Here is a 25,526-nt window from a genome sequence, read left to right as displayed (position 1 = left end):
GGTGAGGGCCGCGGATGCGGTTGACTCGACCAGGGTGCGTACACGCTCGGCCGCCGAAGGCTGCCGGGCGACCGCTTCGCCACCGGGACGCGGCTGACCCTCCTCCCGGCTTCGATTCCCGATGCCGGACATGGGGCTCCCAGGTCGAATCATGCGCACTCCTCAGCTAAGGTAAGCCTCACCTAACTTACACGGAGGTTCGTTCAACGTGAACCAGTCGCGTCCCAAGGTCAAGAAGTCGCGCGCCCTCGGTATCGCGCTCACCCCGAAGGCCGTCAAGTACTTCGAGAAGCGCCCCTACCCGCCGGGCGAGCACGGGCGTGGCCGCAAGCAGAACAGCGACTACAAGGTCCGCCTGCTGGAGAAGCAGCGGCTCCGTGCCCAGTACGACATCAGCGAGCGCCAGATGGCCCGCGCCTACGACCGCGCCCGCAAGGTGGTGGGCAAGACCGGCGAGGCCCTGATCATCGAGCTGGAGCGCCGCCTCGACGCCCTGGTGCTGCGCAGCGGGCTCGCCCGCACCATCTACCAGGCGCGCCAGATGGTCGTGCACGGCCACATCGCGGTCAACGGCCGCAAGGTGGACAAGCCGTCCTTCCGCGTCCGGCCCGAGGACGTCGTCAGCGTCCGCGAGCGCAGCCGCGAGAAGCACCCGTTCCTGGTCGCCCGCGAGGGCGGGTACGCGGGCGAGGGCGAGACCCCCCGCTACCTCCAGGTCAACCTGGAGGCCCTCGCCTTCCGCCTCGACCGCGACCCCAACCGGTCCGAGATCCCGGTCATCTGCGACGAGCAGCTCGTCGTCGAGTACTACGCCCGCTGAGCCGCCCCGCCCGCCGCCTCCCCGTCGTCCGCACGGGACGCGGCGGGCGCGGGAAGCCGGTTCCCGCCCAGCTGCGAGGGGCGTACCGGCGACCCCGCCACGGCGCCGCGCGTCGCCCCCGCCACCGACCTGCGGTACAGCGCGCGGGCGACGGCCTCGTCCATGCCGAGCCGCTCGCCCTCCTTCTGCAGCTCGCGCTGCCGCGCCGCGCCCAGGGCCTCCCGCACCATGCGCTCGCACTCGTTGTGCGGGTACATGAAGTACTCGGAGCCGAACAGCGGCATGCCCACCGAGCGCCACAGCCTGCTCGCCGCGCCCTGGAGCACCGCCGCCTCGGCCGCGTCGCCCTCGGTCGCCGTGATCAGCGCCATCATCTCGACGGACTGCACCGTGCCGACCAGGTCGCGGAACGTGTGGCTGACGCGCAGCGAGTTCTCCATCAGCTCACGCGCCGCCGCCGTTTCCTTGCGCTGCCAGGCCGCGAAGCTGAGCACGTACAGCGCGTAGACGCTGGCCCACTGCTCCCCGCTGTCCTCGCACGCCTGCCTGACCTCCTCGCACAGCTCCACGGCCCGCTCCAGGTCGCCCTGGAAGGCGATGGCCATCGCGTACTCGGAACGGCCCACGAGCACGTTGCTGTTGAACGTGCCCATGTCCTCGTACCGCCGCAGCGCCTCGGCGAGCAGCAGTTCGGCGCGCGGCATCTCGTCGCTGATCAGCGCCAGGCAGCCGTTGAGGTGCACGGCGTACGCGGCGGCGAGCTGGTTGCCCGTGCGCTCGGCGCCCTCGCCGCACTCCTGGAGCACGCTGAGCGCGCCCACCGTGTCGCCCTGGAGGACGGCGACGTAGCCGTAGACCCACAGCGCGTTCAGCCGGGCGTCCTCGTGGTCGGTCTCCAGCTCCAGCACGCGGTCCAGCCAGTGCCGCCCCTCGGCGATCCGGCCGCAGCCCACCCAGCAGAACCACAGGGTGGCGGCGAGGTGCAGCGCGTACCGGCCGTCCTCCTCGTCCTCCAGCGCGTACTCCAGCGCCGCCCGCAGGTTGGGCATCTCGGCGTCCAGCCGGACCGCCACCTCCGCCTGCCGCGAACTGAACCACTCCAGCTCGCAGTAGGTGACGAGCCCCGTGCACCAGTCGCGGTGCCTGCGGCGCATCCTGGCGGCGTCCCCGGTGGCCTCCAGCCAGTCGGCGCCGTACGCGCGCAACGTGTCGAGCATCCGGTAGCGGACCCCCGCGCGCGTCTCCTCCTTGCTCACGATGGACTGCGCGACCAGCTCGGACAGCACGTCGAGCGCCTCGTCCGGCGGCAGTTCGGGGCCGCCGCAGACGTACTCCACCGCGTCCAGGTCGAAGTCGCCGGCGAAGACCGAGAGCCGGGCCCACAGCAGGCGTTCCTGCGGTGTGCACAGCTCGTGGCTCCAGCCGACGGCGGTACGCAGCGTCTGGTGGTGCGCGGGCGCGCCCCTGACCCCGCCCACCAGCAGCCGGAACCGGTCGTCGAGACGCGTGAGGGTCTGTTCGAGCGACAGGCTGCGCAGCCGCCCCGCCGCCAGTTCGAGGGCCAGGGGGATGCCGTCGAGGCGGTGGCAGATCTCCTCGACCAGCCGCCGGTTGTCGTCCGTCACGGCGAAGCCGGGCACGACCGCCCCGGCCCGCGCCGCGAACAGCTCGGCGGCCTCCTCCAGCGGGCGGCCGCCGTCCGGCTCGCTCACCGCCGCCGCGGCGGGCGGCGGCCCCGGCGGCGTCGCGGTGAGCGGCCCGAGCGGGAACAGCGTCTCGCCCGCCACGCCGAGCGGCCTGCGCCCGGTGGCCAGCACCCGCAGCCGGGGCGCGTGGCGCAGCAGCTCGTGGACCAGCTCCGCGCACGGCTCCACGAGGTGCTCGACGCAGTCCAGCACGAGCAGCAGCCGCCGGTCCGCCAGGTGGTCCGTCAGCACGGTGAGCGGCGGCCGCCTCGAATGGTCGATGATGCCGAGCGCCTCGACGACGGTGTGCGCCAGCAGGTCGGGGTCCCGGACCGACGCCAGCTCCACCAGCCAGACGCCGTCGCAGAAGCGCTCCTGGGACTGGCGGGCGGCGTGCAGCGCGGCCCTGGTCTTCCCCACGCCGCCCGCGCCGGTCACGGTGACCAGCCGCGAGCGCGTCAACTGCTGCTTCACCGTGGTGGTTTCGGCACGGCGGCCGATGAAGGCCGTCAGTTCCGCCGGGATGTTGCCCGGCCTGCGCCCGATACCCGGAGCGTCCCGGGCCGACGACTCTGAGTCGTGAAAGCCTCGCATGAAACACGCAGCGTACTGGTCGATATGCAGAACGTACAATTCTGGTCGCGCCGCTTGTCCCGGGCGGGTGGAATGCGGTACGAGCGCGGGCGGCGGGCGCGATAGGGTCGGGGCCTGCCGCCGCCGCGCGGAGCGGCCCGCCGGGCCCCGGCGGACGGCGACAGAACCCGGCATCACCCGATGCCTGTCCGAAACCCGTACGAGGGAAGCGGTGCGTCTCGTGTCCGGTGGAGAAGTGGCCGGCCTGCTGGTGGCCGTCTTCTGGGCCATCCTCGTCTCCTTCCTCGCCGTCGCGCTCGTCCGTCTCGCACAGGCGCTGCGCGCCGCGACGCGGATGCTGGAGGAGGTCACCGACCGCGCCGTGCCGCTCCTCGGCGAGGCGTCCGCGACCGTCCGTTCGGCGCAGACGCAGCTGGACCGGGTGGACACCATCGCCGCCGACGTCGAGGACGTCGCCGCCAGCGCCTCCGCGCTCTCCGCCACCGTGGCCACCACGTTCGGCGGCCCGCTCGTGAAGGTCGCCGCGTTCGGCTACGGCGTGCGCCGCGCCCTGGCGCGCCGCCGCGCGGCCGACGAGCCGTCACCCACCCTCCGCACCGTGCCCGGCCGCGTACTGCCGGGACCCCGGCGCCGCCGTGCCGGGCGGCCAGGAAAGGACTGACCCACCGTGATCCGCCGCGCCTTCTGGTTCACGACCGGCGCAGCCGCCGGCGTCTGGGCCACCACCAAGGTCCAGCGCACGCTGCGCGGCCTCGCGCCCGAGAGCCTCGCCGTCCGGGCCGCCGACCGCGCCGCCGCGGCGGGCCGCCGCGCGCGCGGCTTCGCGCTGGACGTGCGGGCCGGCATGGCGCAGCGCGAGTCGGAGCTGAACGACGCCCTGGGCCTCGGCGCCGACGCCGCCGGGCCCGCCCGCGCGCTCCCCCCGTCACCCCGCGGGTCGTCAGACCCCGCGAGCCGTCACACCGAGAAGAGGGACCACTGATGGAGTCGGCTGAAATCCGCCGCCGCTGGCTGAGCTTCTTCGAGAAGCGCGGGCACACGGTCGTGCCCTCGGCGTCGCTGATCGCGGACGACCCGACGCTGCTGCTGGTCCCCGCGGGCATGGTGCCGTTCAAGCCGTACTTCCTCGGCGAGGTGGCCCCGCCGCACCCGCGCGCGGTGAGCGTGCAGAAGTGCGTGCGCACGCCCGACATCGAAGAGGTCGGCAAGACGACGCGGCACGGCACGTTCTTCCAGATGTGCGGCAACTTCTCGTTCGGCGACTACTTCAAGGAGGGCGCCATCACGCTCGCCTGGGAGCTGCTGACGTCCTCCGTCGCCGACGGCGGCTACGGGCTCGACCCCGAGCGCCTGTGGATCACCGTCTACGAGCAGGACGACGAGGCCGAGCGCATCTGGCGCGACGTCGTCGGCGTGCCGGCCGAGCGGATCCAGCGCCTCGGCATGGGCCCCAACTTCTGGTCGATGGGCGTCCCTGGACCCTGCGGCCCGTGCTCCGAGATCAACTACGACCGCGGCCCCGAGTTCGGCCCCGAGGGCGGCCCCGCCGTCAACGACGAGCGCTACGTCGAGCTGTGGAACCTCGTGTTCATGCAGTACGAGCGCGGCGCCGGCGAGGGCAAGGAGGACTTCCCGATCCTCGGCGAGCTGCCCGCCAAGAACATCGACACCGGCCTCGGCCTGGAACGCCTGGCGATGGTCCTCCAGGGCGTCCGCAACATGTACGAGACGGACACCCTGCGCGCCGTCATCGACCGGGCCGTGGAGCTGACCGGCGTCGCGTACGGCGCCGCGGACGACAGCGACGTGTCCCTGCGCGTGGTCGCCGACCACATGCGCACCTCCGTGATGCTGATCGGCGACGGCGTCACGCCCGGCAACGAGGGCCGCGGCTACGTCCTGCGCCGCATCATGCGCCGCGCCGTCCGCAACATGCGCATCCTCGGCGCCACCGGCGAGGTCGTCGGCGACCTGGTGGACGTCGTGCTCGGCACCATGGGGGAGCAGTACCCGGACCTGCTCACCGACCGCAGGCGCATCGAGACGGTCGCCCTCGCGGAGGAGGCGGCGTTCCTCAAGACGCTCAAGGCCGGCACCAACATCCTCGACACCGCCGTCACCGAGACCAAGTCGTCCGGGGGCAGCGTGCTGGCGGGGGACAAGGCGTTCCTGCTGCACGACACCTGGGGCTTCCCGATCGACCTCACCCTGGAGATGGCCGCCGAGCAGGGCCTCTCGGTGGACGAGGCCGGGTTCCGGCGGCTGATGAAGGAGCAGCGGGAGCGCGCCAAGGCGGACGCCCGCGCCAAGAAGCAGGGCCACGCCGACCTGTCCGCCTACCGGCAGGTCGCGGACTCGGCGGGCCCCTCCGAGTTCATCGGCTACGCGCACACCAGCGGCGAGGCGACGGTCGTCGGCGTCCTCGTGGACGGTGTGCCCGCCCCGGCCGCCACCGAGGGCGACGAGGTGGAGGTCGTGCTCGACCGGACCCCGTTCTACGCCGAGGGCGGCGGCCAGCTCGCCGACACGGGCCGCATCCGGCTGTCCTCCGGCGCCGTGGTCGAGGTCCGCGACGTGCAGCAGCCGGTACCCGGGGTCTTCGTGCACAAGGGCGTGGTGCAGGTCGGCGAGGTGACCCTCGGCGCCGCCGCCGACTGCCGCATCGACCTCGCGCGCCGCCGCGCCATCGCCCGCGCCCACAGCGCCACGCACCTGACGCACCAGGCGCTGCGCGACGCCCTCGGCCCGACCGCCGCCCAGGCGGGCTCGGAGAACAGCCCCGGCCGCTTCCGCTTCGACTTCGGCTCCCCGACCGCCGTGCCCGGCACGGTCCTCGCGGACGTCGAGCAGAAGATCAACGAGGTCCTGGCCCGTGAACTGGACGTCACCGCCGAGGTGATGTCGATGGACGAGGCCCGCAAGCAGGGCGCCATCGCCGAGTTCGGCGAGAAGTACGGCGAGCGCGTGCGCGTCGTCACCATCGGCGACTACTCCAAGGAGCTGTGCGGCGGCACGCATGTGCACAACACCGCGCAGCTCGGCCTCGTGAAGCTGCTCGGCGAGTCGTCCATCGGCTCGGGCGTGCGCCGCGTCGAGGCCCTGGTCGGCGCCGACGCGTACCGCTTCCTCGCCCGCGAGCACACGGTGGTCGCCCAGCTCACCGAGCTGGTGAAGGGGCGGCCCGAGGAGCTGCCCGAGCGCATCTCGGGGATGCTCACGCGGCTGCGGGACGCGGAGAAGGAGATCGAGCGGTTCCGCGCCCAGAAGGTGCTGGAGGCCGCGGGCGGCCTCGCCTCCGCCGCGCAGGACATCGGCGGCGTCGCGTTCGCCGCCGGGCGGGTGCCGGACGGCACGACCGCCGACGACCTGCGCCGCCTCGTCCTCGACGTGCGCGGCCGCATCCCGGGGGAGCGCGCCGCGGTCGTGGCGCTGTTCACCGTGGTGAACGGGCGCCCGCTCACCGTCGTCGCGACCAACGAGGCCGCGCGCGAACGGGGCCTGAAGGCCGGTGACCTGGTGCGCGTCGCCGCGAAGGCGCTCGGCGGCGGTGGCGGCGGCAAGCCGGACGTCGCGCAGGGCGGCGGGCAGGACCCGGCCGCCGTGGACGAGGCGCTCGCCGCTGTCGAGCGGCTGGTCGCGGAAGCCGCGTGATGCGACGGGGCAGGCGGCTCGGCGTCGACGTCGGCGAAGCCAGGATCGGGGTCGCGAGCTGCGACCCCGACGGGCTCCTGGCCACGCCGGTGGAGACGGTGCCGGGGCGCGACGTCCAGGGCGCCCAGCGGCGGCTGGCGGAACTCGTCGCCGAGTACGAGCCGGTCGAGGTGGTGATGGGCCTGCCCCGGTCGCTGAACGGCCGGGAGGGCCCCGCCGCCGCCCGGGTCCGCGCCTTCGCGCGGGAGACCGCGCGGCGGGTCGCGCCGGTGCCGGTCCGGCTGGTGGACGAGCGGATGTCCACGGTCAGCGCCGCCCGTGACATGCGGGCGGCGGGGGTCTCCGCCCGCAAGGGCCGTGCGCGTATCGACCAGGCCGCGGCGGTCGTTATCCTGCAGAGCGCGCTGGAGAGCGAACGGGCTTCGGGGCAGCCGCCGGGGCAGTGCGTCGAAGTGGTTGTCTGATCGCGGTACGGTAACGTTCCGCGCCAAGGGCAGTCGTGCCGGTTTCCGGGGGGTGCGCCGACCGCCGTCTTGCGTCTCAAGGGGATCGATGACTGAGTATGGCCGGGGGCCTGGCCCCGAACCGTGGTACCCGGACAACGATCCGCTGTACGGGGAGCGCGACTGGGCGGCGGAGCAGGGCCAGGGGGTCCCCCAGCCAGGGCAGCAGGACGGCTGGGACCAGTACGGCCAGCAGCAGTACCAGCAGGGCCAGGGGTACGACCCCCAGTACGGGCAGCAGGACCAGCACGGCCAGCAGCAGTACTACGGCCAGCAGGGCGGCTGGGACCAGGGCGGCAACGGCGGGCAGTACGGCGCCGAGCAGTACGGCGGCCAGTACCAGGACGGCCAGTACGACCAGACGGGCCAGTTCTACGCCAACGACCCGTACGCCGGGCAGCAGGCCGCCGGGTACGGCGCCGACGCGTATCAGGACCCGTACGCCGCGCAGGGCTACCAGCAGGGCCAGCAGGGCCAGCAGCCGCAGCAGCACGGACAGCAGCCCTACTCGCAGGATCCCTACCAGCAGGCCGCGTTCCAGCAGCAGCAGGAGGAGGCGGCGGCCGGTCCCGGCGCGCCCGCCGCCGAGCCGAGGCCCCCGGCCCCGCGCCGTCACGACACCGCGCCCGACAGCCCGCCCGACACCTCCCCCGACCCCGACACGGGCTGGGACCCGGGACCGGACCAGGGCGAGAGCGACTTCTTCTCCAAGCGGGACGACGACGACTGGTCCGACACCGACGACCGCGCCGACCGCAGGGGGAGCAGGACCGACAAGGGCGACAAGGGCGACAAGCAGAAGCGCCGCCGCGGCGGCTGCGGCTGCATGGTCGCCGCCGTCCTCGTCGTCGGCGCCCTCGGCGGCGTCGCGTACTGGGGCTACGGCTTCTACCAGGACCGCTTCGGCCCCCCGGCGGACTTCTCGGGCGAGGGCACCGGCGAGGTCGAGTTCACCGTGGAGGACGGCGACACCCTCTCCGACATCGGCAACCGGCTGCGCAACGAGGGCGTCGTCGCCAGCCACGACGCCTTCGTCGCCGCCGCCGGGGACCAGGGCATCGAGGTGGGCATCTACACGCTGCGCCGCGAGATGTCCGCCGAGGCCGCCGTCGCGCTGCTGCTCGAAGGGCCGGGCGCCAACGCGCTCATCATCCCCGAGGGCGAGCGCGCCGCCGACATCTACACCATCATCGACGAACGGCTCGGCCTCGACGAGGGGACCACCGCCGAGGTCGCGGAGACCGCCGACCTCGGCCTGCCCGACTGGGCCGAGGGCGACATCGAGGGCTTCCTGTGGCCCGCGCGCTACGACGTCGGCGAGGGCACCACCCCCGAGGACCTGCTCACGCAGATGGTGCAGCGTGCCGAGGCCGAGTTCACCGAGATCGACCTGGAGGACGCCGCGGCAGGACTGGACCGCAGCCCGCGCGAGATACTCACCATCGCGTCCCTCATCCAGGCCGAGGCGCAGGCGGACGAGGAGTTCGGCAAGGTCTCGCGCGTGATCTACAACCGCCTCGACATCGACATGATGCTCCAGTTCGACTCGACGGTGAACTACGCGCTGAACCGCTCCACGCTCGACGTCTCGCTGGAGGACACCGAGGTCGACTCCCCGTACAACACCTACGAGGAGTACGGCCTGCCGCCGGGACCCATCGAGAACCCGGGCCACCAGGCGCTGGAGGCGGCGCTCAACCCGGAGGACGGCCCCTGGCTCTACTTCGTCACCGTCACCCCGGGCGACACCCGCTTCACCGACGACTACGAAGAGCACGACCGCAACCGAGACGACTTCAACGAGGCGCAGCAGCAGGGCGACGGATGACCCGCCGCGCCGCCGTCCTCGGCTCGCCGATCGCCCACTCGCTCTCCCCGGTGCTCCACCGCGCCGCCTACCGCGCGCTGGGCCTCACCGACTGGGCCTACGACCGCTTCGAGATCGACGAGGGCACGCTCGCGCCGTTCCTCACCGGTCTCGGACCCGAGTGGGCCGGCCTGTCGCTGACCATGCCGCTGAAACGTGCCGTCATACCGCTGCTGGACGAGATCGGCCCGGCCGCCGCGTCCGTCGAGGCCGTGAACACCGTCCTGTTCACCCCCGACGGCCGCCGCGTCGGCGACAACACCGACATCCCCGGCATCGCCGCCGCCCTGCGCGAACGGGGCGTCACCCGCGTCGGCCGCGCCGCCGTCCTGGGCGCCGGTGCCACCGCCTCCTCGGCCCTCGCCGCCCTGGCGGGCGTCTGCGACGGCGAGGTCACCGCGTACGTACGCTCGCCCGCCCGCGCCGCCGAGATGCGCGGCTGGGGCGAACGCCTCGGCGTCCCCGTCACGACCGCCGACTGGTCCCGCGCCCACGAGGCCCTGACAGCCCCCCTCGTCGTCGCCACCACCCCGGCGGGCGCCACCGACGCCCTGGCCGCCGCCGTGCCCGAGCGCCCCGGCACGCTCTTCGACGTGCTGTACGACCCCTGGCCCACCCCCCTGGCCGCCGCGTGGGCGGAACGGGGCGGCCAGGTCGTCGGCGGGCTCGACCTCCTCGTCCACCAGGCCGTCCTCCAGGTCGAACGGATGACGGGCGTCCCCGCCGCCCCGCTGGCCGCCATGCGCGAGGCGGGCGGGAGCGCGCTCGCGGCCCACTGACCCGCCGGGCCGTCTCGCGGGTCAGACAGCCCGCGGGCCGCCCGGGCGGACATGGGAGGATCGTGCGGCAAGACCGGCAGGGTCGTCCCGGCCGAGGAATCGCACGAGGCATCCCAAGGAGCACCGTTGAGCAGGCTGCGCTGGCTGACCGCGGGGGAGTCGCACGGACCCGCACTGGTGGCGACGCTGGAGGGGCTGCCCTCCGGCGTCCCCGTCACCACGGACATGGTGGCGGACGCGCTGGCGCGGCGTCGGCTCGGCTACGGGCGGGGCGCCCGCATGAAGTTCGAGCGGGACGAGGTCACCTTCCTCGGCGGCGTGCGCCATGGCCTGACGCTCGGCTCCCCGGTGGCCGTCATGGTCGGCAACACCGAGTGGCCCAAGTGGGAGCAGGTCATGGCGGCCGACCCGGTGGACCCGGAGGAGCTGGCCGCGCTCGCCCGCAACGCGCCGCTCACCCGCCCCCGCCCCGGCCACGCCGACCTCGCGGGCATGCAGAAGTACGGCTTCGCCGAGGCGCGCCCCATCCTGGAACGCGCGTCCGCCCGTGAGACGGCGGCCCGCGTCGCCCTCGGCGCGGTCGCCCGCTCCTACCTCAAGGAGACGACGGGCGTCGAGATCGTCTCCCACGTGGTCGGCCTCGGCGCGGCCGAGGCCCCGTACGGCGACCTGCCGACCCCCGCCGACACCGAGCGCCTCGACGCCGACCCGGTGCGCTGCCTCGACCCGGGCGCGAGCGCCGCGATGGTCGCGGAGATCGACCAGGCGCACAAGGACGGCGACACCCTGGGCGGCGTTGTGGAGGTCCTCGCGTACGGCGTCCCGGTCGGCCTCGGCTCGCACGTCCACTGGGACCGGCGGCTCGACGCCAGGCTGGCGGGCGCGCTGATGGGCATCCAGGCCATCAAGGGCGTCGAGGTCGGCGACGGCTTCGGCCTCGCCCGCGTCCCCGGCTCGCGGGCGCACGACGAGATCGTCGCCACCCCGGACGGCATCCGCCGCGCCTCCGGCCGCTCCGGCGGCACTGAGGGCGGCCTCACCACCGGCGAACTCCTGCGCGTACGCGCCGCGATGAAGCCCATCGCGACGGTCCCGCGCGCCCTCGCCACCGTGGACGTCGCCACCGGCGAGACGGCCCGCGCGCACCACCAGCGCTCCGACGTCTGCGCGGTGCCCGCCGCGGGCATCGTCGCCGAGGCGATGGTCGCGCTGGTGCTCGCCGACGCGGTCGCCGAGAAGTTCGGCGGCGACAGCGTCCCCGAGACGCGGCGCAACGTCACCGGCTTCCTCAGCTCCCTGGAGGTCAGGTGACCGCCGGCCCCGCCGCGATCCTCGTCGGCCCCCCGGGGTCCGGCAAGTCCACCGTCGGCGCGCTCCTGGCCGCACGCCTCGGCCGCACCGTCCGCGACACCGACGCGGACGTGGAGCGCGCCGCGGGCAAGACCGTCTCCGAGATCTTCCTGGACGACGGCGAGGCCCGCTTCCGCGCCCTGGAGGCGGCGGCCGTCCGCGCCGCCGTCACCGGGCACGACGGCGTCGTCTCCCTCGGCGGCGGCGCCGTGCTCGACCCGGGCACCCGCGCCCTGCTGACCGGCCGGCCGGTGGTCTTCCTCGACGTGCCGCTCGCCGAGGCGATGAAGCGGGTCGGGCTCGACGCCTCCCGCCCCCTGCTGGCCATCAACCCCCGCCAGCGCTGGCGCGCCCTCATGGAGGAGCGCCGCCCCCTGTACACCGAGGTCGCCCGCGCGGTCGTCACGACCGCCGACCGCACCCCGGACGAGGTCGTCCAGGCGGTGCTCGACGCATTGGAGCCCACGACAGCATGACCACCCCCGAGGAGAAGCCGGTCGCCGTCACCGTCGGCGGCCAGGACGGGACCACCCCGTACGACGTCCTCATCGGCCGGCGCCTGCTCGGCGAGCTGCCGGGGCTGATCGGCCCCGCCGCCCGCCGGGTCGCCGTCCTGCACCCCGAGGCGCTCGCCGAGACCGGCGAGGTGCTGCGGCAGGACCTCGCCGACCAGGGGTACGAGGCCATCGCCGTCCAGCTGCCGAACGCCGAGGAGAGCAAGACGGCCGAGGTCGCCGCGTACTGCTGGAAGGCGCTCGGCCAGACCGGCTTCACGCGCAGCGACGTCGTGGTGGGCGTCGGCGGCGGCGCGACCACCGACCTGGCGGGCTTCGTCGCCGCGACATGGCTGCGCGGCGTGCGCTGGATCGCCGTCCCGACGACGGTGCTCGGCATGGTGGACGCGGCGGTCGGCGGCAAGACGGGCATCAACACCGCCGAGGGCAAGAACCTCGTCGGCGCCTTCCACCCGCCCGCCGGGGTCCTGTGCGACCTCGCCGCGCTCGACTCGCTGCCCGTGCACGACTACGTGTCCGGGCTCGCCGAGATCATCAAGGCCGGGTTCATCGCCGACCCGGAGATCCTGCGGCTGATCGAGTCCGACCCGCAGGCGGCGCGGCGGCCCGACGCCCCGTTCACCGCCGAGCTGATCGAGCGGTCGGTCCGCGTCAAGGCCGAGGTCGTCAGCGCGGACCTGCGCGAGTCCGGGCGCCGCGAGATCCTCAACTACGGGCACACCCTCGGCCACGCCATCGAGAAGAACGAGCGCTACACGTGGCGGCACGGCGCCGCCGTCTCCGTCGGCATGGTGTTCGCCGCCGAACTGGGCCGCATCGCGGGCCGCCTCGACGACGCCACCGCCGACCGGCACCGCGCCGTCCTCACCTCGGTCGGCCTGCCCGTCACCTACCGGGGCGACCAGTGGCCCCGGCTGCTGGACACCATGCGGATCGACAAGAAGACCCGCGGCGACCGGCTGCGCTTCATCGTCCTCGACGGCCTGGCGAGACCGGCCGTCCTGGAGGGCCCCGACCCGGCGATGCTGCTGGCCGCGCACGCGGAGATCGCCGCATGAGCCGCCGCGTCCTGGTCATCAACGGCCCCAACCTCGGCCGCCTCGGCTCCCGCGAGCCGGACGTCTACGGCTCCACCTCGTACGCCGGGCTGGTCGAGCGCTGCACGGCGGCCGGGAAGGAGCTGGGGCTCGACGTCGAGGTGCGCGAGACGAACGACGAGGGCGAGCTGATCCGCTGGCTGCACGAGGCCGCCGACGGCGCGCTCCCCGTCGTCCTGAACCCCGGCGCGTTCACCCACTACTCGTACGGCATGCGCGACGCCGCCGCCCAGCGCACGGCGCCGCTGGTCGAGGTGCACATCTCCAACCCGCACCGGCGCGAGGAGTTCCGGCACACCTCGGTGGTCGCCTCCGTCGCCAGCGGCACCGTCGCGGGCTTCGGGATCGGCTCGTACGTCCTCGCGCTGCGCGCCGTCGCCGAGGAACTGGCCGACTGACCCGCCCGGCGCGGCACCCCGGGGCCGTGCCGCGCGTTGATCCGGACGGGAGAGCGGGAATCAGAGGGATCACAGCGATCACGGGCTGACACGGACGCCCGGTACCGTGTGGAGCGCTCGAAGACATGCGCGAGCCGTCCGGCCGCGCACGGACACCCAGGTGGGGGAGCTGATGCACCAGCCCGGCGCCATGCCGGTGCCGCCCGCGGCACCGGCCGACGGCCAGACGAGCGGACACGTCCAGCTGCCGCCCGGGGCCGTGATCCCGGCCGCGGCGACCGCACCGGGCGCGGCCGTGCCCGATGCCGCGCACGCCGGTGTCGCGGTCCTGCTGATCGGCCCGGCCGGCGCCGGGAAGACCACGGTGGCCCGCCACTGGGCGGAGCGCAGGCCCGTCCCGACCGCGCACATCAGCCTCGACGACGTGCGCGAGTGGGTGCGCGCCGGATTCGCCGACCCGCGCGCCGGGTGGAACGACCGCTCCGAGGCCCAGTACCGCCTCGCCCGCCGCACCTGCGGCTTCGCCGCGCGGAACTTCATGGCGAACGGCATCTCCTGCATCCTCGACGACGCCGTCTTCCCCGACCGGCCCGCCGTCGGCCTCGGCGGCTGGAAGCGGCACGTCGGCCCCGGGCTCATCCCCATCGTGCTGCTGCCGGGGCTCGACGTGGTCCTCGAACGCAACGCCGCCCGCACCGGCACCCGCCGCCTCTCCGACGAGGAGGTGGCCACCATCCACGGCCGCATGGCCGGCTGGTACGGCTCGGGCCTGCCCATCATCGACAACTCGCGGCACGACGTGGCCACCACCGCGAGGATGCTCGACGAGGCCGTCGCCCGCAGCCTCACCAGCCCGCCGCAGTGGTGAGGGGCGCACGACGGCACACGCGCCCGCGCGCCCGCTCGTCCGGACGCGTCGGGACGGCCGTCCCGGCGCGCGCTGCGTAGGCTCGGTGCATGTCCGAGGTACTCGCCGGCCGGCGCTCACAGCTGCGTGCCCGCTCCGCTCCGGCGGGCCCAGACGCCGTCGTCGTGACAAGACCGGCCAACGTCCGCTACCTCGCGGGCCCGGCGCCCGAGGGGGCGGTCCTGCTGCTCGGCCCCGGCGGTGACGACGTCCTGCTCGCCCACCGCGACCCCACGGTCGACCCCGTCGGCACCCGCCAGCCGGGCGCCAGGTGGCCCGACCCGGGCGCGGCGGAGGACTCCGGGCTGCGCCTGGTGATCCTGGAGGCGGGCGAGGACCCGGCCGTCGCCGCCGTGCGGATGGCCGCCGGGACGGGCGTGACCTCGGTCGCCGTCGAGGAGCACCACCTGACGGTGGCGCGGCACCGGGCGCTGGCCGCCGTCGCGCCGGGCGCGGCCCTCACGGACCTGGACCGCGCCGTGGAGCGGCAGCGGCTCGTGAAGGACGAGGACGAGATCGCCGCACTGCGGGGCGCCGCCGAGATCACCGACCGCGCCCTGGGAGAGCTGCTGGAGTCGATCCTCGTCGGCCGGACGGAGCGTCACCTGGCCCTCGAACTGGAACGGCGGCTGGTCGACCACGGCGCGGACGGCCCCGCGTTCCCCACCTCCGTCGCCACCGGCGGCCACTCGGGTCTCGCGGGGCACCGGCCCACGGACCGGCGGGTCGAGGAGGGCGACTTCCTGACCGTGCGGCTCGGCGCCAGCTTCCGGGGCTACCGGTGCCAGATCGGACGGACGTTCGTCATCGGCACGACGCCGGCCGACTGGCAGATCGAGCTGTACGAGGTCGTCTTCGCCGCCCAGCGGGCCGCCAGGGAGGCGCTCACACCCGGCGCGGAGCTGCGGGCCGTGGACCGGGCGGCCAGGGACGTCATCACCGCGGCCGGGCACGGCGGGGCCCTCGGGCCCGTGACGGGCCGCGGGGTCGGCCTGGAGATCGGGGAGGACCCTCGGCTGTCCCCTGCCGCCATGGGTAGACTTGGCCCCTGTGTGCCGGTCACCGTCGAGCCGGGGGTCCATCTTCCAGGCCGGGGCGGTGTCCGGATCGACGACACGCTCGTCGTCCGCCCACCGGCGGACGGCGGACCCGAGCTACTCACCATCACGACCAAGGAACTCCTCGCCCTGTGACCCCGTCCGGGGACAGCCGCGCGGGGGGACCGTGGTCTCCCCCAGCAGCAGTCCGTAGGAGATTCCGCAACCGTGGCCACCACGAACGACCTCAAGAACGGCATGGTGCTCAAGCTCGACAGCGGCCAGTTGTGGTCCGTAGTCGAGTTCCAGCACGTCAAGCCCGGCAAGGGCGGCGCCTTCGTCCGCACCAAGCTCAAGAACGTGCTCTCCGGCAAGGTGGTGGACAAGACCTTCAACGCCGGCACCAAGGTGGACACGGCCACGGTGGACCGGCGCGGGATGCAGTTCTCCTACAAGGACGGCTCCGACTTCGTCTTCATGGACACCGAGACGTACGAGCAGCTCTACGTCACCCCGGAGACCGTGGGCGAGGCCGCCAACTACCTTCTGGAGGGCCAGGACTGCACCGTGGCCATCCACGACGAGAACCCGCTGTTCGTCGAACTGCCCGCGGCCGTCGAACTCGTCGTCGAGTACACCGAGCCCGGTGTGCAGGGCGACCGCTCCACCGGCGGCACGAAGCCGGCGCGCCTGGAGACCGGTTACGAGATCGGCGTCCCGCTGTTCATCACCACCGGCGAGAAGATCAAGGTCGACACCCGCTCCGGCGACTACCTCGGCCGGGTGAACAGCTAACCGTGGCCGCCCGCAGCAAGGCCCGCAAACGAGCCCTGCAGATCCTCTTCGAGGCCGACCAGCGCGGCGTCCCGCCGACCGAGGTGCTCGCCGGCTGGGTCACCCTGTCGCGCTCCGACGAGCGGCAGCCGCCCGTCAGCGAGTACACCCGCACCCTGGTGGAGGGCTACGAGCCCCGCGCCGCGCGGATCGACGAGCTGCTCGCCCAGTACGCCGTCAGCTGGCCGCTCGACCGCATGCCCGTGGTCGACCGCAACATCCTGCGGCTCTCCGCCTACGAGCTGATCTGGGAGGACGACACTCCCGACGCCGTGGTGCTGGACGAGGCCGTGCAGCTCGCCCGCGAGTTCTCGACGGACGAGTCCCCGGCGTTCGTGAACGGGCTGCTGGGCCGTCTGAAGGACCTCAAGCCCTCCCTGCGTCGCTGAGCGTCGCCGGAGCCGCCGAGGAGCCCTCCACACGGGCCCCAGGGGCACGGGACGAGCACAGGACGACCTCACCGGGCCGTATGGCAGTACGGGGCCCCACCGCGCGGTGGGGCCCCGTACTGCCATACGGCCCGCTCCGCGGCGGGCACCCCGGCCGGTGGCCGTGACCGCCGCGGACCGGGTCATGCTCGGGCCAACGGTGCAGGGAGCGGCCGCTCCCGGCACCGCCGGTCCCCGGGTGGCGGGGAGCGCCGTCCGGCGCCTCCCGCCACCCGGTGTGCCGCTGGGCGGCCGGTCAGCTCTCGTCGGCCTGGACCGCGCGGCGCGCGTCCGCGCCCAGCACGCCCCAGCTGATGAGCTGCTCGGTCAGCACAGAGGGCGACTGGTCGTAGATCACGGCAAGGGTCCGCAGGTCGTCCTGGCGGATCGAGAGGACCTTGCCGTTGTAGTCGCCCCGCTGGCTCTGGATGGTCGCGGTGTAGCGCTGCAGCGGGCCCGCCTTCTCGCTGGGCACGGTGGCGAGCCGCTCCAGGTCGAGCACCAGTTTCGGCGGCGGCTCGGCGGCGCCGCCCGGCGTCGAGCCGGGCAGCAGTTCCTGGACGGGCACCCCGTAGAAGTCCGCCAGCTCCGCGAGGCGCTGCACGGTGACGGCACGGTCGCCGCGCTCGTAGGAACCGACCACGACCGCCTTCCAGCGGCCCTGCGACTTCTCCTCGACCCCATGGAGCGACAGACCCTGCTGGGTGCGGATGGCACGGAGCTTCGCTCCGAGCTGTTTGGCGTATTCGCTGGACATGTATCTCCCCGGACGGCTTTTTGGTAACTCACTGTGAGGTTACGCAGCGTAATTTATCCCGTCAAGCCGGGACCGCAGAGTCGCCTCTGACCTGGGGCGATGCGGAGCGTGCCGAACGGCCTGATACGCTCGACGACGATCGAACGACGTCCTTTAACACCCGTCCCGTGAGGCGGGGAAGGAGGTCCTGCACATGGACAGTCCCACCGGTACGCCCGGCCCCTCCGGCGCCGCCGATCCGTCCGCCCCCCGCCCCGTGCTGGAGGCGCCGGACATCGCGCGAGCCCTGACCCGCATCGCCCACGAGATCGTCGAACGCGCCAAGGGCGCCGACGACGTGGTGCTCCTCGGCATCCCGACCCGAGGGGTCTTCCTCGCCCGGCGGCTCGCCGCCCGGCTGCGCGAGATCACCGGCCACCCGGTCCCCGTCGGCTCCCTGGACATCACGATGTACCGGGACGACCTGCGGATGCGGCCCACCCGGGCGCTCGCCAGGACCGAGATCCCGGGCGACGGCATCGACGGCCGCCTGGTGATCCTCCTCGACGACGTGCTCTTCTCCGGCCGCACCATCAGGGCCGCGCTCGACGCGCTGAACGACATCGGCAGGCCCCGCGCCGTCCAGCTCGCCGTGCTCGTCGACCGGGGCCACCGCGAGCTGCCGATCAGGGCCGACTACGTCGGCAAGAACATCCCCACGTCGCAGCGTGAGACCGTCCGGGTCCTGCTCACCGAGGAGGACGGCCGCGACGGCGTGCTCCTCGGCGTGCGCGGGCAGGCCCAGGACGCCGACGGGCGCTAGACCGTGTCCCGCACAGGCCGTTAGCCCCGCCATGCCAGCACGCCGCATCCCACCCGTTCCGGACCCACCGGACCACGGCCAGGCACCGCCCGGCCCCACGGAAGGCACCTGATGAAGCGTCACCTCATCTCGGCCGCCGATCTCACGCGCGACGACGCCGTCCTCGTCCTGGACACCGCCGAGGAACTCGCCCGCGTCGCCGACCGGCCGATCAAGAAGCTGCCCACCCTGCGCGGCCGGACGGTCGTCAACCTGTTCTTCGAGGACTCGACCCGCACCCGGATCTCGTTCGAGGCGGCGGCGAAACGTCTTTCCGCCGACGTCATCAACTTCTCGGCCAAGGGGTCCTCGGTCTCCAAGGGCGAGTCGCTGAAGGACACCGCCCTGACGCTGGAGGCGATGGGCGCCGACGCGGTCGTGATCCGGCACCAGGACTCGGGCGCCCCGCACCGGCTCGCCACCTCGAACTGGATCGGCGGCTGCGTCGTCAACGCGGGGGACGGCACGCACGAGCACCCCACGCAGGCGCTCCTCGACGCGTTCGCCATCCGCCGCCGCCTCGTCGCCGGACCCGCCGGCGGCATGGGCAAGGACCTGACCGGGCGGCGGGTCACCATCGTCGGCGACATCCTCCACAGCCGCGTGGCCCGCTCCAACATCCACCTGCTCACGACGCTCGGCGCGCAGGTCACCGTCGTCGCGCCGCCGACGCTGCTGCCGGTCGGCGCGGGCGCCTGGCCCTGCGAGGTCTCCTACGACCTCGACGCCGTCCTGCCGGACTCCGACGCCGTGATGATGCTCCGCGTCCAGCGCGAGCGCATGAACGCCGCCTACTTCCCGACCGAGCGCGAGTACGCCCGCCGGTACGGGCTCGACGGCGACCGCATGGCGCGCATGCCCGAGCACGCCATCGTGATGCACCCGGGCCCCATGAACCGCGGCATGGAGATCACCGCCGAGGTCGCCGACTCGCCACGCTGCACCGCCGTCGAGCAGGTCTCCGGCGGCGTCAGCGTCCGGATGGCCGTCCTGTACCTGCTGCTCGGCGGCGCGGAGCCGGCCGTGAGCACCACCCGCACCGAGGAGAGCACCCTGGCATGAGCGCTGACACGACCGACCGGAACCGGACCCTGATCCGCGGCGCCCGCCTCCTGGGCGGGGCGCCCGCCGACGTCCTGATCGACGGCGGCACCGTCGCCGCAGTCGGCGAGGACCTCGCCGCGGACGGCGCCGAGGTCGTCGACGCCACGGGCCTCGTGCTGCTGCCCGGCCTCGTCGACCTGCACACCCACCTGCGCGAGCCGGGCCGCGAGGACTCCGAGACGGTCCTCACCGGCACCCGCGCCGCCGCCGCGGGCGGCTACACCGCCGTGCACGCGATGGCGAACACCTTCCCCGTCGCCGACACCGCCGGGGTCGTCGAGCAGGTCTGGCGCCTCGGCGGCGCCTCCGGCTACTGCGACGTCCAGCCCGTCGGCGCCGTCACCGTCGGCCTCGGCGGCAAGCAGCTCGCCGAGCTGGGCGCCATGCACGACTCGGCGGCGGGCGTCACCGTCTTCTCCGACGACGGCAAGTGCGTGGACGACGCGGTGATCATGCGGCGCGCGCTGGAGTACGTGAAGGCGTTCGGCGGCGTCATCGCCCAGCACGCCCAGGAGCCCCGGCTCACCGAGGGCGCGCAGATGAACGAGGGCACCGTCTCCGCCGACCTCGGCCTCGGCGGCTGGCCCGCCGTCGCCGAGGAGTCGATCATCGCCCGCGACATCCTGCTCGCGGCCCACGTCGGCTCCCGCCTGCACATCTGCCACCTCAGCACGGCCGGTTCCGTCGAACTGGTGCGCTGGGCCAAGGGGAAGGGCTGGCCGGTCACCGCCGAGGTGACGCCCCACCACCTGCTGCTGACCGACGAGCTGGTCCGTTCGTACGACCCCGTCTACAAGGTCAACCCGCCGCTGCGCACCGAGGAGGACGTCCTCGCCCTGCGCGCCGCGCTCGCGGACGGCACCATCGACTGCGTGGCCACCGACCACGCCCCGCACCCGCACGAGGACAAGGACTGCGAGTGGGGCGCGGCGGCCATGGGCATGATCGGCCTGGAGACCGCGCTGTCCGTCGTCCAGCACACGATGGTGGACACCGGGCTGCTCGACTGGGCCGGGGTCGCCGACCGGATGTCCCACCGCCCCGCCGCCATCGGACGGCTGACGGGCCAGGGCAGGCCGGTCGCCGCGGGCGAGCCCGCGAACCTGACGCTGGTCGACCCCGGCCACCGCGCCGTCGTGGACCCCGCCGCCTTCGCCTCCCGCAGCCGCAACACCCCGTACCGCGGCCGTGAGCTGCCGGGCAGGGTGGTCCACACGTTCCTGCGCGGGCGGGCCACCGTCCGGGACGGAAAGCTCGCATGAACGCGCCCACCACGCTGCTCGTCCCGCTGGCCGAGGAGACCCGCAGGTCGCAGGAGGTCACGGACTGGGGCCCGCGCATCGCCTGGGTCGTCGGCATCGTGCTCCTGATCGCCCTGGTCTACTGGCTCATGCGGCAGGGCTGGAAGTGGCGCGCCGCGCTCCAGGCCGACCTGCCGGAGCTGCCGCAGGCTCCGGAGCCCGGCGCGGGCGGCACGCCCCGGCTGACGCTGACCGGCCGCTACCACGGCTCGACCGCCGCGGGCCGCTGGCTCGACCGGATCGTGGCCCGCGGCCTCGGCGCCCGCAGCCGCGTCACGCTCGACCTGACGGACGCGGGCGTCACCGTGCGCGGCACCGGCGCGGGCGACTTCCTCATCCCGGCGGCACGCCTGCGCGGCGCCCGCCTCGACAAGGGCATCGCGGGCAAGGTCCTCACCGAGGGCGGCCTGCTCGTGCTGACCTGGGAGCACGGCGACCGGCTGCTCGACTCCGGCTTCCGCTCGGACACCGCCGCCGAGCACCCCGCCTGGGTCGAGGCGCTCGGCACCTACCTCCCCGAGGGCGCCGGAGCCGCCGCCCCGCCCGGCCCATCCACCACCCCGAGCACGCACCACAGCGAAGAAGGCGCACGATGACCACAGCCAGTCCGACCCCCGCGCTGCTCGTCCTGGAGGACGGCCGCACTTTCCGCGGCCAGGCGTACGGCGCTGTGGGGGAGACCTTCGGCGAAGCCGTCTTCTCCACCGGCATGACCGGCTACCAGGAGACGCTGACCGACCCCTCGTACCACCGCCAGATCGTCGTGATGACGGCCCCGCACATCGGCAACACCGGCGTCAACGACGAGGACCCCGAGTCGCGCCGCATCTGGGTCGCCGGGTACGTCGTCCGCGACCCCGCCCGCAGGCCCTCCAACTGGCGCTCGGTCCGCACGCTCGACGAGGAGCTGGCCGCCCAGGGCGTCGTCGGCATCGGCGGCGTGGACACCCGCGCCCTCACCCGGCACCTGCGCGAGCGCGGCGCGATGCGCGCCGGGATCTTCTCCGGGCCCGCGCTGGGCGCCGGGGAGGACGAACTCCTCGCCCGCGTACGGTCCGCGCCGCCCATGACCGGCGCCGACCTGGCCGCCGAGGTCGCCGTCACCGAGCCGTACACCGTCCCCGCCCTCGGCGCCAAGCGGCTGGCCGTGACCGCCGTGGACCTCGGCATCAAGGGCATGACGCCGCACCGCATGGCGGAACGCGGCATCGAGGTGACCGTCGTGCCCGCCACCGCGACGCTGGACGAGATCTACGCGTCCTCGCCCGACGGGGTGTTCTTCTCCAACGGTCCCGGCGACCCGGCGACCGCCGACCACCCCGTCGCGCTGATGCGCGGCGTGCTGGAGCGCGAGACGCCGCTGTTCGGCATCTGCTTCGGCAACCAGGTGCTCGGCCGCGCCCTCGGCTTCGGCACGTTCAAGCTCAAGTACGGCCACCGCGGCATCAACCAGCCGGTGAAGGACCTGGCGACCGGCAAGGTCGAGGTCACCGCGCACAACCACGGCTTCGCCGTGGACGCGCCGCTCGACGGCCCGTCCGAGACGCCGTTCGGCCGCGCGGAGGTCTCGCACGTCTGCCTGAACGACGACGTCGTCGAGGGGCTGCGGCTGCTCGACCGGCCCGCGTTCAGCGTCCAGTACCACCCCGAGGCCGCGGCCGGGCCGCACGACGCGGCCTACCTGTTCGACCGTTTTGTTTCCCTGATGGAGGACCGGCGTGCCTAGGCGTTCGGATATCAAGTCCGTACTGGTGATCGGCTCCGGTCCGATCGTGATCGGGCAGGCGGCCGAGTTCGACTACTCGGGCACGCAGGCCTGCCGCGTGCTCAAGGCCGAGGGGCTGCGCGTCGTCCTCGTCAACTCCAACCCGGCCACGATCATGACCGACCCGGAGATCGCCGACGCGACCTACGTCGAGCCGATCACCCCGGAGTTCGTCGAGAAGATCATCGCCAAGGAGCGCCCCGACGCGCTGCTGCCCACCCTCGGCGGCCAGACCGCGCTGAACGCCGCCATCGCCCTGCACGAGGCGGGGACGCTGGAGCGGTACGGCGTGGAGCTGATCGGCGCCAGCGTCGACGCCATCCAGAAGGGCGAGGACCGCGAGGCGTTCAAGGGCGTCGTGGAGGTCGTACGCGGCCTCCTCGGCCACGGCGAGTCGGCCCGTTCCGTCATCTGCCACTCGATGGACGACATCCTGGCGGGCGTGGAGACGCTGGGCGGCTACCCGGTCGTCGTCCGCCCCTCGTTCACCATGGGCGGCGCCGGGTCCGGCTTCGCGCACGACGAGGACGAGCTGCGCCGCATCGCCGGGCAGGGCCTCGCCCTGTCCCCGACGACCGAGGTGCTCCTGGAGGAGTCCATCCTGGGCTGGAAGGAGTACGAGCTGGAGCTGATGCGCGACCGGAACGACAACGTGGTCGTCGTCTGCTCCATCGAGAACCTCGACCCGATGGGCGTCCACACCGGCGACTCCATCACGGTCGCGCCCGCGATGACGCTCACCGACCGCGAGTACCAGATCCTGCGGGACATCGGCATCGCCGTCATCCGCGAGGTCGGCGTGGACACCGGCGGCTGCAACATCCAGTTCGCCGTCAACCCCGACGACGGCCGGATCGTCGTCATCGAGATGAACCCGCGCGTCTCCCGCTCCTCCGCGCTCGCCTCCAAGGCCACCGGCTTCCCGATCGCCAAGATCGCCGCCCGCCTGGCCATCGGCTACACGCTGGACGAGATCCCGAACGACATCACCGAGAAGACGCCCGCCTCCTTCGAGCCGACGCTCGACTACGTGGTCGTCAAGGTGCCGCGGTTCGCCTTCGAGAAGTTCCCGGCGGCCGACTCCTCGCTGACCACGACCATGAAGTCCGTCGGCGAGGCCATGGCCATCGGCCGCAACTTCACCGAGGCCCTCAACAAGGCGCTGCGCTCCCTGGAGAAGAAGGACGCCGCCTTCGACTTCTCCGCCCTCGCGCCAGGCGCCGCCGCCGGGGAGACGGCCGACAAGGACGCCCTGCTGCGCCTCGCCGCCGTCCCCACCGACGGGCGGCTGAACACCGTCATGCGCGCCATCGGCGCCGGTGCCTCGCCCGACGAGGTCTTCGAGGCCACCCGCATCGACCCGTGGTTCGTGGACCAGCTCTTCCTGATCCACGAGATCGCCCGCGAGATCGCCGACGCCGACCAGCTCGGCCCCGAGCTGCTGCGCACCGCCAAGCGCCACGGCTTCTCCGACGCCCAGATCGCGGGCATCCGCGGCCTGCGCGAGGAGGTCGTCCGCCAGGTGCGGCACGCCCTCGGCATCCGGCCGGTCTACAAGACGGTCGACACGTGCGCCGCCGAGTTCGCCGCCCGCACCCCGTACCTCTACTCCTCCTACGACGAGGAGACCGAGGTCACCCCGCGGGAGCGGCCCGCCGTGCTGATCCTCGGCTCCGGCCCCAACCGCATCGGGCAGGGCATCGAGTTCGACTACTCCTGCGTCCACGCCTGCTTCGCGCTCAGCGACGCCGGCTACGACACCGTGATGGTCAACTGCAACCCGGAGACCGTCTCCACCGACTACGACACCTCCGACCGGCTGTACTTCGAGCCGCTCACCCTGGAGGACGTCCTGGAGATCGTCCACGCCGAGACCCTCGCCGGTCCCGTCGCGGGCGTCCTCGTGCAGCTCGGCGGCCAGACGCCGCTCGGCCTCGCGCAGGCGCTGAAGGACAACGGCGTACCGATCGCCGGCACCTCGCCCGAGGCGATCCACCTGGCCGAGGACCGCGGCGCGTTCGGCCGCGTGCTGGAGGAGGCCGGGCTGCCCGCCCCCAAGTACGGCACCGCGTTCTCCTTCGAGGAGGCCGCCGCCACCGCCGCCGGGATCGGCTACCCGGTCATGGTCCGCCCCAGCTACGTCCTGGGCGGACGCGGCATGCAGATCGTGTACGACGAGCCCGCCCTCGCCGCGTACCTGCGCGAGCACGCCGGACTGATCGCCGAACACCCGGTGCTGGTCGACCGCTTCCTCGACGACGCGATCGAGATCGACGTGGACGCGCTCTACGACGGCGAGGAACTGTTCCTCGGCGGCGTCATGGAGCACATCGAGGAGGCCGGCATCCACTCAGGCGACTCCGCCTGCGCCCTCCCGCCGATGACGCTCGGCGCGCACGACATCAAGCGCCTGCGCGCCTCCACCGAGGCGATCGCCCGCGGCGTCGGCGTCCGCGGCCTGATCAACATCCAGTTCGCGCTGGCCGGGGACATCCTCTACGTCCTGGAGGCCAACCCGCGCGCCTCCCGCACCGTCCCGTTCACCTCCAAGGCCACCGCCGTGCCGCTCGCCAAGGCCGCGGCCCGCATCTCGCTGGGCGCCACCGTCGCGCAGCTGCGCGCCGAGGGCCTGCTGCCCGCCGAGGGCGACGGCGGCAGCCTGCCGCTGGACGCGCCGATCTCCGTCAAGGAGGCCGTGATGCCGTGGTCGCGCTTCCGCGACATCCACGGGCGCGGCGTCGACACCGTCCTCGGCCCGGAGATGCGCTCGACCGGTGAGGTCATGGGCATCGACACCGTCTTCGGCACGGCCTACGCCAAGTCGCAGACCGCCGTCTACGGCGTGCTGCCCACGAAGGGCCGGGCGTTCGTCTCGGTCGCCAACCGCGACAAGCGCGCCATGATCTTCCCGGCGCGCGCCCTCGCGGAGCACGGCTTCGAGCTGCTCGCCACCTCGGGCACCGCCGAGGTCCTGCGGCGCAACGGCATCCACGCCACCGTCGTCCGCAAGCAGAGCGACGGCCCGGGCCCCGAGGGGCAGCCGACCATCGTCCAGCTCATCCACGACGGCCAGGTCGACCTGATCGTCAACACCCCCTACGGCACCGGCGGACGGCTCGACGGTTACGACATCCGCACCGCCGCCGTCGCGCGCGGCGTGCCGATCCTCACCACCGTCCAGGCGCTGGCGGCGGCCGTGCAGGGCATCGACGCGCTGCTGCGCGGCGACATCGGCGTCCGCTCGCTCCAGGACCACGCGCGCGACCTGACCGCCGCGCGCGAACGGTGAGCGG

23 protein-coding genes are annotated in these 25,526 nt (G+C 73.6%); 21 read left to right on the top strand and 2 right to left on the bottom strand.

Annotation, left to right across the window (positions count from 1 at the left end):
• Window positions 1-208 precede the first annotated feature (208 nt).
• On the top strand, window positions 209-820 hold the full coding sequence (rpsD, locus tag ACIBPC_RS12720; protein ID WP_362968487.1) for a 30S ribosomal protein S4: 612 nt from the start codon (window positions 209-211) through the stop codon (window positions 818-820).
• Here the strand turns inward: rpsD and ACIBPC_RS12715 are convergent.
• A complete protein-coding gene (locus tag ACIBPC_RS12715) occupies window positions 808-3,099 on the bottom strand; it encodes an AAA family ATPase (protein WP_362968486.1) in 2,292 nt (763 codons plus the stop codon). The two genes, rpsD and ACIBPC_RS12715, sit on opposite strands and share 13 nt — an antisense overlap.
• A 220-nt stretch (window positions 3,100-3,319) precedes the next feature.
• Here ACIBPC_RS12715 and ACIBPC_RS12710 point away from each other — a divergent pair, with 220 nt between their 5' ends.
• From ACIBPC_RS12710 to nusB, 14 genes are all read left to right on the top strand, one after another.
• Complete coding sequence (locus ACIBPC_RS12710; RefSeq protein ID WP_362968485.1) at window positions 3,320-3,760, top strand: DUF948 domain-containing protein; 441 nt, start codon at window positions 3,320-3,322, stop codon at window positions 3,758-3,760.
• 6 nt (window positions 3,761-3,766) lie between these two features.
• On the top strand, window positions 3,767-4,081 hold the full coding sequence (locus ACIBPC_RS12705) for a DUF6167 family protein (RefSeq protein WP_362968484.1): 315 nt from the start codon (window positions 3,767-3,769) through the stop codon (window positions 4,079-4,081).
• The gene (alaS, locus tag ACIBPC_RS12700; protein ID WP_398843601.1) at window positions 4,081-6,750 is read left to right on the top strand and encodes an alanine--tRNA ligase; all 2,670 of its coding nucleotides are present in this window, start codon (window positions 4,081-4,083) and stop codon (window positions 6,748-6,750) included. The genes ACIBPC_RS12705 and alaS overlap by 1 nt, the downstream gene beginning before the upstream one ends.
• The gene (gene ruvX / locus ACIBPC_RS12695; RefSeq protein WP_362968481.1) at window positions 6,750-7,214 is read left to right on the top strand and encodes a Holliday junction resolvase RuvX; all 465 of its coding nucleotides are present in this window, start codon (window positions 6,750-6,752) and stop codon (window positions 7,212-7,214) included. The genes alaS and ruvX overlap by 1 nt, the downstream gene beginning before the upstream one ends.
• A gap of 88 nt (window positions 7,215-7,302) precedes the next feature.
• Complete coding sequence (gene mltG / locus ACIBPC_RS12690; protein WP_398843598.1) at window positions 7,303-9,081, top strand: endolytic transglycosylase MltG; 1,779 nt, start codon at window positions 7,303-7,305, stop codon at window positions 9,079-9,081.
• Window positions 9,078-9,899: a shikimate dehydrogenase gene (locus ACIBPC_RS12685; RefSeq protein ID WP_362968479.1), complete on the top strand. Its 822-nt coding sequence runs from the start codon at window positions 9,078-9,080 to the stop codon at window positions 9,897-9,899. The genes mltG and ACIBPC_RS12685 overlap by 4 nt, the downstream gene beginning before the upstream one ends.
• Window positions 9,900-10,025: 126 nt before the next feature.
• Entirely contained in the window at window positions 10,026-11,210 is a 1,185-nt protein-coding gene (aroC, locus tag ACIBPC_RS12680) for a chorismate synthase (protein WP_398843595.1), read from the top strand.
• The gene (locus ACIBPC_RS12675) at window positions 11,207-11,725 is read left to right on the top strand and encodes a shikimate kinase (protein ID WP_362968477.1); all 519 of its coding nucleotides are present in this window, start codon (window positions 11,207-11,209) and stop codon (window positions 11,723-11,725) included. The genes aroC and ACIBPC_RS12675 overlap by 4 nt, the downstream gene beginning before the upstream one ends.
• Window positions 11,722-12,822, top strand: a complete 1,101-nt coding sequence (gene aroB, locus ACIBPC_RS12670) for a 3-dehydroquinate synthase (protein ID WP_398843591.1) — start codon at window positions 11,722-11,724, stop codon at window positions 12,820-12,822. The genes ACIBPC_RS12675 and aroB overlap by 4 nt, the downstream gene beginning before the upstream one ends.
• Window positions 12,819-13,259, top strand: coding sequence for a type II 3-dehydroquinate dehydratase (gene aroQ / locus ACIBPC_RS12665; protein ID WP_398843589.1), 441 nt, complete (start codon window positions 12,819-12,821; stop codon window positions 13,257-13,259). Before aroB ends, aroQ begins: the two co-directional genes overlap by 4 nt.
• 85 nt (window positions 13,260-13,344) lie before the next feature.
• Complete coding sequence (locus ACIBPC_RS12660; protein WP_398844357.1) at window positions 13,345-14,127, top strand: AAA family ATPase; 783 nt, start codon at window positions 13,345-13,347, stop codon at window positions 14,125-14,127.
• Window positions 14,128-14,216: 89 nt separating this feature from the next.
• A complete protein-coding gene (locus ACIBPC_RS12655) occupies window positions 14,217-15,359 on the top strand; it encodes an aminopeptidase P family protein (protein WP_398843588.1) in 1,143 nt (380 codons plus the stop codon).
• A 72-nt stretch (window positions 15,360-15,431) separates the two neighbouring features.
• The gene (efp, locus tag ACIBPC_RS12650; RefSeq protein WP_362968472.1) at window positions 15,432-15,998 is read left to right on the top strand and encodes an elongation factor P; all 567 of its coding nucleotides are present in this window, start codon (window positions 15,432-15,434) and stop codon (window positions 15,996-15,998) included.
• A gap of 2 nt (window positions 15,999-16,000) precedes the next feature.
• A complete protein-coding gene (nusB, locus tag ACIBPC_RS12645) occupies window positions 16,001-16,426 on the top strand; it encodes a transcription antitermination factor NusB (RefSeq protein WP_362968471.1) in 426 nt (141 codons plus the stop codon).
• Between the two features lie 295 nt (window positions 16,427-16,721).
• Here nusB and bldD read toward each other — a convergent pair whose 3' ends face one another.
• Complete coding sequence (bldD, locus tag ACIBPC_RS12640) at window positions 16,722-17,222, bottom strand: transcriptional regulator BldD (RefSeq protein ID WP_052850825.1); 501 nt, start codon at window positions 17,220-17,222, stop codon at window positions 16,722-16,724.
• A 193-nt stretch (window positions 17,223-17,415) separates the two neighbouring features.
• Here bldD and pyrR point away from each other — a divergent pair, with 193 nt between their 5' ends.
• From pyrR to carB, 6 genes are all read left to right on the top strand, one after another.
• Complete coding sequence (pyrR, locus tag ACIBPC_RS12635) at window positions 17,416-18,024, top strand: bifunctional pyr operon transcriptional regulator/uracil phosphoribosyltransferase PyrR (RefSeq protein ID WP_362958690.1); 609 nt, start codon at window positions 17,416-17,418, stop codon at window positions 18,022-18,024.
• Between the two features lie 111 nt (window positions 18,025-18,135).
• Window positions 18,136-19,125: an aspartate carbamoyltransferase catalytic subunit gene (locus tag ACIBPC_RS12630; protein ID WP_398843583.1), complete on the top strand. Its 990-nt coding sequence runs from the start codon at window positions 18,136-18,138 to the stop codon at window positions 19,123-19,125.
• Window positions 19,122-20,429, top strand: coding sequence for a dihydroorotase (locus ACIBPC_RS12625; protein ID WP_398843582.1), 1,308 nt, complete (start codon window positions 19,122-19,124; stop codon window positions 20,427-20,429). Before ACIBPC_RS12630 ends, ACIBPC_RS12625 begins: the two co-directional genes overlap by 4 nt.
• A complete protein-coding gene (locus ACIBPC_RS12620; protein WP_398843581.1) occupies window positions 20,426-21,064 on the top strand; it encodes a hypothetical protein in 639 nt (212 codons plus the stop codon). The genes ACIBPC_RS12625 and ACIBPC_RS12620 overlap by 4 nt, the downstream gene beginning before the upstream one ends.
• Window positions 21,061-22,194, top strand: coding sequence for a glutamine-hydrolyzing carbamoyl-phosphate synthase small subunit (gene carA, locus ACIBPC_RS12615; RefSeq protein ID WP_362958701.1), 1,134 nt, complete (start codon window positions 21,061-21,063; stop codon window positions 22,192-22,194). Before ACIBPC_RS12620 ends, carA begins: the two co-directional genes overlap by 4 nt.
• Complete coding sequence (gene carB / locus ACIBPC_RS12610) at window positions 22,187-25,522, top strand: carbamoyl-phosphate synthase large subunit (RefSeq protein WP_398843578.1); 3,336 nt, start codon at window positions 22,187-22,189, stop codon at window positions 25,520-25,522. The genes carA and carB overlap by 8 nt, the downstream gene beginning before the upstream one ends.
• Window positions 25,523-25,526 lie beyond the last annotated feature (4 nt).

Source organism: Streptomyces sp. NPDC049879 (assembly GCF_044461265.1).
GTDB lineage: Bacteria > Actinomycetota > Actinomycetes > Streptomycetales > Streptomycetaceae > Streptomyces.
Note: the sequence above shows the minus strand (reverse complement) of the source record. Positions and strands in the feature narration are given on the sequence as shown.